Below are 12,022 nucleotides of genomic sequence, written 5' to 3' on the forward strand. Positions count from 1 at the left end.
GGTAACAATGATCTAAGTTACCTTACCGATACAAGTTTAGCGGACCGACTAAGATAACGGCAACATTAACAGATGGCAAGCCTGACTGTTTAGCCTCTTTACCTATATTTACACTCAACGGTCCGATTATGTCGTTACCGGTTGTGTCTCTGCTGTAGCGTATACGCTTAACTATTGTGGCTGGATCTGTCGCAAATGCCGCCCCACCGCAAGCCATGCGCCGCACAGCCCCAGCAGTATACTGATCATGAGTAACAGTATTGTTTCAACAAAGCCCAGCCCTGCCAGTTCAAACTGACTATCGTAAAGCGCCACAACCTGACCGACAGGACCATCCAGAAGCAGCAAACTGAACTGAATCAGAAACCAGGCACATACACCACCGGCTACCCCAAACCAGACACCGTCATAGAGGAAAGGCCGACGGACATAAGCATCGGTAGCCCCCACCAGCTTGGCAATCACAATCTCTTCACGCCGACTCTCTATCGAAAGCCGGATGGTATTACCCACCACCAGCAATACCGCCATCACAAACAGCGCCGCTAGCACCCAGACCGCCCGCTCTGCCAGCACCACAAAGGCGGCCAGCCGCTGCACCCACGCCATATCAACCACCGCGTCATCAACCTGCGGCAGAGCCTGTAGTTTCGCCTGCAGCAGCGGCACCGAAGCCACTGACAGATCCCGGGGAATCACCATCACGACCGCCGGCAGCGGATTATTATCCAGAAAGCTGAACACATCACCAAAGCCGGACATCGCCTGAAACTCCAGCATCCCCTGCTTGGCGGTGATCAGTTCCGTTGCGGCAACATCATCACGCAACAGCAATTCGCGGCTGAGTGTTTCCGCCTCAGCCTCGGTTACACTCTGCTGCAGATACAGAGCAACCCGGGGATCGCCATCCCAGCCACTCCCCAGCTGCTGGATATTTTTCAGCCCGGCATACAGCGCTCCGGGCAACGCCAGAGCGATCGCCAGTACCGCCAGGGTCATAAAGGTTGTCAGCGGCTGTGCCAACAGGGAGAAATAGGATTGCCGGGCCACCTCAACATGGTGACGCATATAGCTGCGGCCACGATCGGCAACCTTCAGGTGGTGATGTTCGGCACCCCGGTGAACTTTGGCGTCTCTTTTGGTATTCGGCTCAACCCGGACAGCCCCTTTACGGCGCAGATTATTTTCCATCACTGACCAGCCTGCCCTGATTAAGCGTAATCACCCGATGGGGCATCCGTGCGATCAGTCCCAGATCGTGACTGGCGATCAGCACCGTAGTGCCCACCTGATTAAACTGCTGAAACAAGCGCATCACCTCTTCTGAAAGCTTAGGATCCAGGTTTCCGGTGGGCTCATCCGCCAACAGAAACTGCGGTTTATGCACAATCGCACGCGCAATGCCGACCCGCTGCTGTTCACCACCGGAAAGCACCACCGGATTGAGTTTCTCTTTACTCAGCAGTCCAACCTTATCCAGAGCTGCACGTGCCCGGCGGGCCGCATCTGCAGGATCAAAACCACAGATTCGCAGGGGCAGGGCAATATTTTCAAACACCGAGCGGTCAAACAGCAGCTGGTGATTCTGAAACACCACGCCGACGCGGCGTCGATGATAGGGTATCTGGCTATTTCCGAGGCTGGCCAGATCCTGATCACCCATCAGCACACGACCATTAGAAGGGCGCTCCATCAGCATCAGTAACTTAAGTAAGGTACTTTTCCCGGCACCAGAATGGCCGGTAAGAAAGGCCATTTCGCCTTTCTCAAGGCTGAAATTCACCTGACTGAGGGCATCATAGCCATTGGGGTAGCGCTTAGTTACATTGTCGAAACTGATCACAGGCGGGTTACCTTAGAAAGACTTCGAAAAGTGATGCCTGGCGGCTATCAACCAACCTTTAAAAAAATGTCTGACCTCAGTCAAACAGCGCGGTGACAAACTCTTTTGCCTTAAAGGGGCGCAGATCATCAACCGTTTCACCCACACCAATATAGCGGATCGGCAGATCCAGCTGCTTGGCGATAGCAAAGATGATACCGCCTTTGGCGGTGCCATCCAGCTTGGTCAGACTAATTCCACTGACTCCCACCGCTTCTTTAAACAGTTTTGCCTGACTCATCGCGTTCTGTCCGGTGCCGGCATCCAGCACCAGCATCACCTCATGGGGTGCTTCTGGATCGAGTTTTTTCATGACCCGAACCACTTTTTCCAGTTCCTGCATCAGGTTGTCTTTATTCTGCAGACGACCGGCAGTATCCGCAATCAGTACATCGATATTCTTGGCCTGTGCCGATTGCAGCGCATCATAGAGCACCGATGCAGAGTCAGCCCCCGTATGCTGCGCCACCACTGGCACATTGTTGCGATCACCCCACACCTGCAACTGTTCAACCGCTGCGGCACGGAACGTGTCACCGGCGGCCAGCATGACAGACTTACCTTCCGCCTGATACTTCTTCGCCAGTTTACCGATGGTGGTGGTTTTACCCACCCCGTTGACACCGACCATCAGCAACACAAACGGCCCCTTACTCTGGCTGAAATCGATAGGCTGTTCGGCCGCTTCCAGCAACGACGCCAGTTCATCTTTCAGCGCGGTATACAGTGCATCAGCGTCGGCCAGTTGCTTACGTTTCACCCGTTCGGTGAGTCTGCCGATAATCTCGGTGGTTGCTTCGACGCCGACATCGGCCAGCAGCAACTGAGTTTCAATCTCTTCCAGCAGCTCATCATCGATCTGCTTGGCCCCCAGAAACAGATCCCCCAGCCCTTCGGTCAGATTCGCCTTGGTACGGCTAAGCCCCGCCTTGATGCGTCCAAAGAATCCGGCTTTCTGTTCCGGCTCAGGCTTATCCACAGGCTCTGTAGCCACCTCCGCCTCAATCTCCGGCGCAGTTTCAGCTTCTGGTTCTGATTCCGGCCCGGCTGCGGGTAGTGATTCAGCGATCCGCGTGTCCGCAGCAGCAACCGTGTCGCTCTGTTGCAATTCACCTTCCGCTACCGCTTCATCCGCAGGGGTAACTACAGCTGCCGCTTCCTGTTTATCAACAGTCGCTTCAGCGCCCGCAGAGGGCTCAGCAGCCGACTCTTCAGTTACCTCTGTATGTACGCCATCTTCCTCAGGAAGGGGTTTCTGAGTATCACCTTTCTCAGAATTAAAAATTGATTTAAGCTTCTTAAACATGCTTGATTACTGTCCGATGTCAGGCGCTGAAGATGCAAAAAAACAGGGTAGTCCCTGTTCCAACTGCGAGTCGTCCTGTATGTTTCATTTAGGCCGCTTATCTTACCATAGTAAAGTCCGGCTGGGGCACTGAAAACAGTGCCAGAAAATGACCAGGAACAACTGATGCCGGAAGCCAAATCTCCACTATTCAACCGTACCTACCTGAAGATCGTTGTCTGGATCGTGGCCATTGCGATTGTACTGCTGACGGCCGGCCAGAATAAAGACCCTGACTTTATCCACATCAAAAAGCTACCCGAGGTTCCGCTATATTACGTTAGTCAGGAAAAAGCGCCCTACCTGCAACTGCATTTCCTGCTGCGGACGGGAGCGGCAATCAACAGCGATCAGCAGCTGCTGCAACAACTGTTACTGCAGCAGATCGAACAACAGCTGACAGAATTAACAACGCGGCAACTGTTCAGACAACTCAATGTAAAGCTCAAAACCGAGGCAGCGGCAGACCGCATAACCCTGTTAGTGACGCTGCCGGCCACCCAGAGCGAGGCACGCGATTCGATCAGAGAGATCGCTGAAACACTGCTGCAGCAATTAAATATCTATCAGCCTGATCCCGGCCTTGAACAGCGCTGGGCCCATCTGGAAGCCGAGCAGTATCTCAACCTGAAAGATCCTGAGAATCACCTGCTAAACCGGTTCAGCAACCAGATAAGCGGGCCAGTATCGGTCCATCCGCTGCAGCGCTTTGCCGATTTTTACCGTAGCAGCACCGCTCCGGGTGCGATCACACTGACCCTGCGGGGACCGGATGCCGGGCTATTAGCAGAAACTCTGGCGCCCTTACTGCGCGGAAATCGTACTCCCTCCATTATTCCGTCAGTCGCACTTGCTCCGGCACCCCTTCGGCTTGAGCCTGTGGGCAATCAGGCCTATCAGCTCTGGGGGATCGCGCTGCCAGGACGGCAACAGGAGAATTTCGCGGCAGAGCTGCTGGCGGTCAGAACGCTGCGGCAACTGCTGCTACAGCAGGATCAGTTCACCGCGCGACTGGTCTGGAAATCACTGGACAAACAGGGTTATCTGGCTATGATTCTGCACGGTCCGCAGATCCACGCCAATACCGATCTGCCGCAAACCATGGAAAAATTGCAGGCTCAGCTTAGCGATGAGTTGATCGATAACACCCGGGCAGCGTTACAGAAAAGCTTTCAAACACAGATGGAACAGACCGGGAACCAGCTGAACATGCTCGATACCGTTGCCTTCTATCAGCAGCCCACAGACTACCTGGAACGCTTTGAGAAAAGCCTCAGCCAGGCCGACAACGCTATAATCAGGCAAAGAATCAACGGCTTTCTCAGTGATCCCGGGCACTATCAGCTTATTCTGCCCGCTTACTGAGAGACACCGTGTCAGACATTAAGGAATTACCATGGCCAGACGTCACCCCGAACGAAGCTCGCAGAAAGTCAGTTCAGGCAATCAGCAACTGCGCATTATTGGCGGCGAGTGGCGCGGTCGCAAGCTGAATTTCCCGGACGTCGAAGGCCTGCGACCGACCCCCGACCGGGTCAGGGAAACCCTGTTCAACTGGTTAGCACTGTATATCCCCGGAGGACGCTGCCTCGACCTGTTCAGCGGCAGTGGCGCGCTGGGGTTCGAAGCCCTCTCCCGCGGTGCCGCCCATGTCACTATGGTCGACAACTCCTCAGTGGTAATCCGTCAGCTGCGACAAAACATACAGGACCTGAAAACCCAGTCTGCGGAACTGATCACCGATTCAGCGCTGGACTGGCTGGAAAAACGCAGCGCTGATCTTGAAGTCCAGTTCGATGTGGTATTTATCGATCCTCCCTTTCACAAAGACCTTGCCGCCCAGTGCTGCCTGCTGCTGGAGCAGAAAGGCCTGCTGGCAAATAATGCAATGATCTATCTCGAAACTGAGAAAGAGCTGACCGACCCGGTGGTGCCTGAAAACTGGGAACTGTATCGGGAAAAAACCGCCGGGCAGGTGACCTATCGGCTGTATCAAAGAGCAGTGACCCGTAGTAGTTAGATCGGCGCTTCGCAGCTAGCGAGTGACGAGAAGGTCTATCAACATAACTTCTTTCAGTATCGGAGCAAGCGTCCCCTGAAACGCACCAATCTTAACAGTCTCTTCGCTTGTAATTGTGGGTCAATGTATACAAAAAAAATTTAACTTACGCTGATGATGCCACGCTAGCGGCATCATCAAACAGATGAATAGAATTATCTGTTTGCTGTGCATAAAAGAAAAAAAATCATGTGCGTAGAAGAATTAGAACTATTCCCCTATAACGCCATGATTTTATGAATAAAAAAACAATGTCCTTTAACTGTGCATCTTGCTGACCAACATCCCCCTAAATGTCTTCGCTGCACAACTGGCCTATAAATAAATGTACTCGCATAGTTTTGAACCTGTAAAGCATTGGTTACAGCTCTGCCGATTTTCCGCCAATCTGATTTAAGCAAATGGAGGCTATCAATGTCTCGCCAACGATTTCTTGCAATATTGTGCGCGCTAAGCTTCCTTTGTTTAGCAAACCTGTCTAACGCTCAAACGCCTGACCTGAGTTCCCAGAATATTCCCCGGTTTGCCCCCGACAGAGTACTGGTTAAATTCTGGCCAGGAACTGCCGCATCCGAAATAGGGAAAGCTCACCGTAGCGCTAAAGGATTGGTTTTAAAGACCATTCCCGTCATTGGCGTTCAGGTTGTGCAGGTACAAAGCGGATCGGTGCCTGCCAAAGTGGCCGCTTACCAGGCTAACCCTAATGTTCTTTATGCCGAACCGGATTTCTACCGGTTGCTCGTCGTACCTGATGAAGAAGAGGGTCCGACCCCTGCCGGGGGAGCGGATTATTTTACCGAACAGTGGTATCTGCATAATGAGGCACAGCCCCATAGCTATATTCGTCAAACTATATTCGGGCCCACCCTGAACACCACCCGAGGCACAGCCGATGCGGATATTAATGCACCACAGGGATGGGATATTAACCAGGGAGTAACCGTTACGGACCCAACTTCCTATGATGCTCCCAAAGTTGCGGTACTCGACAGTGGCGCCGACTGTATGAGTCTGGAGTTGAGTGGAAAGTGTCTGGAACAGGTGAATCTGGTTGGCAATTCGACCTGGGATTCATGTCAAGATCCTGAAGCGGCCTGCGACAACCTGGGGCACGGTACATTCACAGCCGGTGAGATTATTGCCAATACCGATAATGGCAAAGGTATCGCCGGAGTAGGCTGGAATACCAGTGCAGGTATATTTAAAGTCTGCTACACGGAGTTAATAACCGACGGCGTAAATGTTTTTGTTGCCGGGCTCTGCCCTGTATCCGCATCGGCGGAAGCTATTATCAACGCTGCCAGTAATCAGTATGACGCCGACAGCAAATTGATAAGAAGCCAATACCATGTCATTACCATGAGCTATGGTAGTGACTCTATAGGAGGAGATGGCACTATTACACCGACCTCTCCATCCAACGCAGAATGTGCCGCAGTACTCGAAGCCTGGCAGCAAGGTGTCGTGGTAGTCGCAGCGGCGGGCAACAACGGTTCTACCGAGAGAGTATACCCGGCAGCCTGTACGGTGGCGGATGGCGATTTACTACAACCTGATAATACGCAATCAACCGTAATATCCGTAGCCGCATCAGACGACAGTGATAACAAAGCAAGCTTTTCAACCTATAGCAATAACGCTGATCCATGGGTAGCAATGGCGGCACCGGGCGAGGCAATTATAGGTCTGCAACCTGACGCTTTCTGCGGCATAGATCCTGGCTCTGATAGTTGTGTCGATTGGTGGAATGGCACGTCCATGGCGGCGCCTTTAGTCGCCGGTAGTGCCGCACTGGTCTGGAGTGATCTTTATCAAACCCTGGGACAAGGCCCTTCCCTTGCGCCTGCTGACTGTACGTTTAATGGTCAACCCTGTAATCAAGCAGTACGAAATCGACTGGAAAACAGTGCAGCGAAAGTCGGCGCCAAAAGTCAGGATTTACTGCAATGGACTCGCCACGGACGCCTTGATCTGGCTGCCGCCCTTGCGGGTCCATCAAATGCCAACGCCGATCCGGTTGCGTCTTTCAGTTACATTTGTACCCATACCGATTGTCAGTTTGATTCCAGTAGCAGTCGTGACAGTGACGGCTCCATTAATTCATGGTCATGGGCGTTCGGTGATAATACGTCTTCGACTGAGGCAAATCCGAATCATACGTATACGTCTGCCGGTAGCTATACAGTCACACTGATCGTAACCGATAATGATGGCGCCAGCAGTAACGTGAGCAACGGCATAACGGTCACAGAACCGGTTCAGCAACCGCTTGCTGCACCGACCAATCTGGTGGCCAATGTGCAGAAGACGGGTAAGGGGAAGAACAAGGTTATCAGCGCTGCGAGTCTATCCTGGGCCTATGACTCAGCCAACGAGGACGGTTTTGTCGTAGAGCGCTGCGAAGAGATAACCAGTGGCAGAGGCAAAAACAGAGTGGTTACTTGCAACTATGCTGAATACGTCAGAGTTTCTGACTTGAGCGTCGATCTGGATCCCGATACTGATCTTGGTTATCGTTATCGGGTAAGAGCCTACAGGGGTACAGAACCCGATGTGGAATACTCAGGCCCGTCGAATGAAGTTAATATCTGAAACACTGGCAGGATTGCCTTAGGATAAACAGAAAGGGCGTCAGCACTGTGACCGCCCTGCTTCACACACCGCGATGGATTCCCCCCAGGAGGGATTCGTCCCCCGGCCAACTGGATGGGAAACCTTTCCTCAGTATCAGGTCAGCGTTGTGCCATTTGCTGAAGAACAGCAAAAATTCCTGAAAGGTCGGCGTTATGTCAAAAACCGACCTAAAGCTTCTCGCAAATAAAAACGCATCCCATAAGGACTCGCCCCAACAAAACCAGCTTCAGACCTCCGCGCTAACGGAGGCTCTGACTAGCCACTAGCAGTCGCGAAGCGACGTTCTAGCAACTAGCCACTTCTTCGCTCTACCTAGCAGGCATAGCATCATCGACGTAGTAGCGGGCCTTCATCTGCTCCAGCTGTTTCAGTGATATGCCATCACTGGTCTTAAAAACCAGCTCAAAACGTTGTCCCGGACGCACGATGCCGGGTTGATGGGCTACATATCGATGCAGTTTGCCCGCACTGTCCTGGGCGAGAAAGCCCATGACAACGCCTTTCAGAGGCAGATTACCTGAATAGCGCCAGCGGGTTGTCCAGCTCTCATCACTGACCCGCCGTTGCTGCTCAAGCTTCATGTAGCTTTCCACCGCCTGAACAAACTGAGCATACTGCGACTGACGCACCGCTTCCTGCTTAGCCTGTTGATGGCCCACATAAGCGCCCAGAGCGGTGGACAGAATAGCGGAAACACCGCCCCCCTCACCGGCCAGCTGCTGATCCCGGTTCTCGCGCTTCTGCCACAGGCTGTTATTGTCCCGCAGGGCGGCCGCATCGGGGTTAATTTTTCCCGCCTGGTAGTACGGTTTTACCCGGTCCGCCAGCGCTCTGGTCTCGGCGGCCCGTTCAGCATTCACCGGGTGATCATGGGCAAACAGGCTGCGGGCGTTGCCCTCCTGCCGGTACTGCCGTTGCCAGATTCCGGTGGCAGCATAGGGATCAAAACCGGCCAGCGCCGCATACAACACCCCGATACGATCCGCTTCGCGTTCCAGTTCATGGGTATAAGCGGCCTGATAACCCTGTTTACGCGCAGCACTGGATGCCAGCGTACTAATCTGCTGTGTCGTCTGGCGCTCACCGGCGTGATTGGCCACGGTATGGGCAATCTCATGGCCAACAACCGCCGCGACTTCATCATCATCGAGCTGCTGCATCAGCCCCCGGTGAACAACGATATAGGTCCCGCCCGTGGTAAAGGCATTAAACGAGTCACGATCGATCAGTACCGGTTGCCAGCGCTCCTGACTCAGATGACTGACCCGATGAATCCGGTCAAAAATCCGCACCAGACGCTGATACTGTTTACGGTCCAGCGCTGCATTTATCCTGCGGCCCGCTGTGTTCTCATCGGCCAGTAACTGTTCAACCGCCGCATTACCCTGACGTATCTGAGCACTCCGGTCAGCCGCGCTCAGGGTTCGCTGGCCGGTTACCCGGTCCGTTTCCGTTATCGATTCAGCCACGTCATACAGCCCCTTATCGATATTCTGCAGGGTCTGACAACCGCTCAATAGGCCGACACTGAACACAATAAGCAGCAGAATTAAGCGCTGAGTTACTTTCATCCGATCACCTTTAATTCACCTATCTCAATAGACATATTCTATAACATTATTAAAATAATTCTTCTTATAACCACCAAAGATCAATACATTCCATTATTGTATTTGTGATAGCCTTGCAATTCAGCTAATATCGCGCCCTTGCGGATTTGCTAATATTCATTCAAGCAGAGTAACGTGAACTCATAATGAACATTGCAGTATACCCGGGTACTTTTGACCCAATAACGAATGGGCACGCCGATCTGGTTGAACGCGCCTCGAAGCTGTTCGATAAGGTTGTTGTGGCCATAGCATCCAGCCCCAATAAAGAACCGTTGCTGCGGCTGGAAGAGCGGGTCAGATTGGTAGAAACGGTAACATCGCATCTGGATAATATCGAAGTCATTGGCTTTGATTGTCTGCTGGCTGAACTGGTTACCAGACATAACGCCAATATTATCCTGCGGGGTCTGCGTGCTGTGTCCGATTTTGAGTATGAATTTCAGCTCGCCAATATGAACCGCAAGCTAGCGCCGAAGACAGAGAGTATATTTCTGACGCCGGCAGAACACCTGTCCTTTATTTCATCTACTCTGATACGTGAAATTGCGAGTCTGGGGGGTGATGTAGAACAATTTGTGCATCCGTCAGTCAATCAGGTACTGAAAGATCACTTCGGACGCTAATTTTTAAGTAATTACGAGTCAGTGAGGTAGCCACAATGGCATTAATTATCACAGATGAATGCATTAACTGTGACGTATGTGAGCCGGAATGCCCTAACGAGGCGATTGCTCCCGGTGATGAGATCTATGAGATCGACCCTTCAAAATGTACCGAGTGTGTGGGTCACTATGACACACCTCAGTGTGTTGAAGTGTGTCCGGTAGACTGTATCCCTAAGGATCCGGATCATGTTGAGAATGAAGATCAGCTGATGGACAAATACCATAAGCTAACAGGTAAGTAAGCGTTTACAGTCTCTTAAAAAGCAGGCCTCGGCCTGCTTTTTTTATAACTGAAATATGCCTGCGGCTACTGCGTCAGTTGCAGCTTATCCAGCCCGTAACGGATATCTAATAACCGGCCAATGGCCGTGCCACCCACTGCCAGGTGATAGGCATACTGCATATGCAGGCAGCGGACCTTTTCCCAGTGACGAATACCACCAATACCATAACTATCAAACAGTTCACTGAAGCCCAGCGCTGCAATCCGCTGCCGGTCGCTCTCCGCCATCATCTGCCAGCGCAGATCCACATAGCGCTGTTGATCCGCCAGATGGGCTGCGCGTAGCTCACCGTCGGTTTCAATCTGTTGCTCGATCCGCTTCACCTCGCCCCCGGTTTCGATCTCAGCTATCGCCTGATAAAGGTCTTTAGAACTCAGCCAGTAAAGCGTTGGAAAGGGCTGATCATCCACCAGTGAACGCATCTGTAAGACGGCGGGGATTCCCTGTGCATTCTGCCAGGCGATAGCCACCAGTCCCCGGGGTGTGCGCCCAAGCTGCTGTTCGATGAGTTGGAGTTGTTGCTCAGATATGGACATGTATGTTCCTGTTCAATATTTCACAAACGTTCAGCAAGGGTGGCCACCTCTTCACCCATAACCGGCACTCTGGCGGGCATAATCAGGGCACAGTTATCAAATGGCGCCGCGATCAGCTCCTGATCATCGGTGGCGATCAGCTCCCCTTTGCGGTACTGCTCAAAACCTCTGACCGGTTCGGCAAAACGAAACTTGTCACTCTGTGCGTGCAGTACCTGGTCGATGCGATAATGTCCCGCACTGTCATCCGGCTGATAGCCCCAGTCAGGCAGCTCGACAGATTCATCCAGCATACCGTGCAGGGCGATGAAGCGCAGGGTAATCGCCAGCGCCTGCTGGCTAGCCGATCTGGCAAAGTGCTGACCACATTCAGCCACCAGCGACACACCGCCATCGGTATGGCGCTCATGCTCCGATACCAGAATGCCGGTGTGGTAACTGCCGAGATCATAAAGCAGATGCGGAAAAGGAAAGCTTAGCCGGTCGGCAAAAAGCCGGTTACCGCTGTTTTGTGGATAGATCAGCATCGGCGCGACGGCAAAAGTGGTGGAGTGCAGGTCGAGTAAACTGTCAGCATTTTCAACGAAGGGAAGCAGCGCTACCGCCCTATGGGCTTCATGAGTGTCCGGGCAGGTCAGCCGCGAAGGCAACCAGACCCGGTTCATGTCCTCATCGAGACAGCGGCTGGCAAACGGCCGCTGAGGATCGAAGGTTTTGTACGCTTCTACATTGGCAAAGATCAGCGTGACGGCCCCTTTAAGGGGATAAATATTGTTTTCCAGCAGCCATAGCAGGGCATTTGCACCACAGATCTCATTGCCGTGGGTCAGCGCCTGGATCACCAGTTCCGGCCCCTCCAGCCCTGAGTCGAGCCGATGCACATAATCAACGCCGCAGTTACCCTGCTGCCAGGCGCTCAGATCCCGGGGTAACAGCTCGATAGGGGCGTCAGACTCAGCAATGGAGAACCGGCATGGTGGTACAGACATATAGGACTCTTACAA

11 protein-coding genes are annotated in these 12,022 nt (G+C 52.8%); 5 read left to right on the top strand and 6 right to left on the bottom strand.

The window, feature by feature from the left end; translation table 11 throughout:
- Positions 1-171: 171 nt before the first annotated feature.
- The 3 genes from ftsX to ftsY all read right to left on the bottom strand — a co-directional run bounded on the left by ftsX (position 172) and on the right by ftsY (position 3,188).
- Positions 172-1,191: a permease-like cell division protein FtsX gene (ftsX, locus tag KDX31_18370; protein UTW03259.1), complete on the bottom strand. Its 1,020-nt coding sequence runs from the start codon at positions 1,189-1,191 to the stop codon at positions 172-174.
- Positions 1,181-1,843 carry a cell division ATP-binding protein FtsE gene (gene ftsE, locus KDX31_18375; protein ID UTW03260.1) on the bottom strand — a complete coding sequence of 221 codons (663 nt, stop codon included), beginning with the start codon at positions 1,841-1,843 and terminating at the stop codon, positions 1,181-1,183. The genes ftsX and ftsE overlap by 11 nt, the downstream gene beginning before the upstream one ends.
- 76 nt (positions 1,844-1,919) lie before the next feature.
- A complete protein-coding gene (ftsY, locus tag KDX31_18380; GenBank protein ID UTW03261.1) occupies positions 1,920-3,188 on the bottom strand; it encodes a signal recognition particle-docking protein FtsY in 1,269 nt (422 codons plus the stop codon).
- Between the two features lie 165 nt (positions 3,189-3,353).
- On the opposite strand from ftsY, the gene KDX31_18385 reads away from it, so the two are divergent.
- The 3 genes from KDX31_18385 to KDX31_18395 all read left to right on the top strand — a co-directional run bounded on the left by KDX31_18385 (position 3,354) and on the right by KDX31_18395 (position 7,878).
- A complete protein-coding gene (locus KDX31_18385) occupies positions 3,354-4,592 on the top strand; it encodes a hypothetical protein (protein ID UTW03262.1) in 1,239 nt (412 codons plus the stop codon).
- A 31-nt stretch (positions 4,593-4,623) separates the two neighbouring features.
- Positions 4,624-5,247 (top strand): 16S rRNA (guanine(966)-N(2))-methyltransferase RsmD, encoded by a 624-nt coding sequence (rsmD, locus tag KDX31_18390; protein UTW03263.1) that lies wholly within the window; start codon positions 4,624-4,626, stop codon positions 5,245-5,247.
- Between the two features lie 453 nt (positions 5,248-5,700).
- On the top strand, positions 5,701-7,878 hold the full coding sequence (locus KDX31_18395; protein UTW03264.1) for a S8 family serine peptidase: 2,178 nt from the start codon (positions 5,701-5,703) through the stop codon (positions 7,876-7,878).
- 350 nt (positions 7,879-8,228) lie between these two features.
- Here the strand turns inward: KDX31_18395 and KDX31_18400 are convergent, their stop codons facing one another.
- Positions 8,229-9,467, bottom strand: a complete 1,239-nt coding sequence (locus KDX31_18400; protein UTW05449.1) for a M48 family metallopeptidase — start codon at positions 9,465-9,467, stop codon at positions 8,229-8,231.
- Between the two features lie 209 nt (positions 9,468-9,676).
- On the opposite strand from KDX31_18400, the gene coaD reads away from it, so the two are divergent.
- Both coaD and KDX31_18410 read left to right on the top strand, forming a co-directional pair.
- On the top strand, positions 9,677-10,156 hold the full coding sequence (gene coaD, locus KDX31_18405; protein ID UTW03265.1) for a pantetheine-phosphate adenylyltransferase: 480 nt from the start codon (positions 9,677-9,679) through the stop codon (positions 10,154-10,156).
- Positions 10,157-10,191: 35 nt separating this feature from the next.
- A complete protein-coding gene (locus KDX31_18410; GenBank protein ID UTW03266.1) occupies positions 10,192-10,440 on the top strand; it encodes a YfhL family 4Fe-4S dicluster ferredoxin in 249 nt (82 codons plus the stop codon).
- Positions 10,441-10,505: 65 nt separating this feature from the next.
- Here the strand turns inward: KDX31_18410 and KDX31_18415 are convergent, their stop codons facing one another.
- Positions 10,506-11,018 (bottom strand): DUF501 domain-containing protein, encoded by a 513-nt coding sequence (locus KDX31_18415; protein ID UTW03267.1) that lies wholly within the window; start codon positions 11,016-11,018, stop codon positions 10,506-10,508.
- A gap of 20 nt (positions 11,019-11,038) precedes the next feature.
- Entirely contained in the window at positions 11,039-12,007 is a 969-nt protein-coding gene (locus KDX31_18420; protein ID UTW03268.1) for a succinylglutamate desuccinylase/aspartoacylase family protein, read from the bottom strand.
- Between the last annotated feature and the right edge of the window lie 15 nt (positions 12,008-12,022).

This window comes from Amphritea atlantica, assembly GCA_024397875.1.
Classification (GTDB): Bacteria; Pseudomonadota; Gammaproteobacteria; order Pseudomonadales; family Balneatricaceae; genus Amphritea; species Amphritea atlantica_B.

Excerpts from the sequence above, each read along its gene's own strand:
- KDX31_18420 (UTW03268.1), bottom strand. The coding sequence starts at position 12,007 with ATGTCTGTACCACCATGCCGGTTCTCCATTGCTGAGTCTGACGCCCCT.
- KDX31_18395 (UTW03264.1), top strand. The coding sequence starts at position 5,701 with ATGTCTCGCCAACGATTTCTTGCAATATTGTGCGCGCTAAGCTTCCTT.
- KDX31_18385 (UTW03262.1), top strand. The coding sequence starts at position 3,354 with ATGCCGGAAGCCAAATCTCCACTATTCAACCGTACCTACCTGAAGATC.
- rsmD (UTW03263.1), top strand. The coding sequence starts at position 4,624 with ATGGCCAGACGTCACCCCGAACGAAGCTCGCAGAAAGTCAGTTCAGGC.
- ftsY (UTW03261.1), bottom strand. The coding sequence starts at position 3,188 with ATGTTTAAGAAGCTTAAATCAATTTTTAATTCTGAGAAAGGTGATACT.
- coaD (UTW03265.1), top strand. The coding sequence starts at position 9,677 with ATGAACATTGCAGTATACCCGGGTACTTTTGACCCAATAACGAATGGG.
- KDX31_18410 (UTW03266.1), top strand. The coding sequence starts at position 10,192 with ATGGCATTAATTATCACAGATGAATGCATTAACTGTGACGTATGTGAG.
- KDX31_18415 (UTW03267.1), bottom strand. The coding sequence starts at position 11,018 with ATGTCCATATCTGAGCAACAACTCCAACTCATCGAACAGCAGCTTGGG.
- ftsX (UTW03259.1), bottom strand. The coding sequence starts at position 1,191 with ATGGAAAATAATCTGCGCCGTAAAGGGGCTGTCCGGGTTGAGCCGAAT.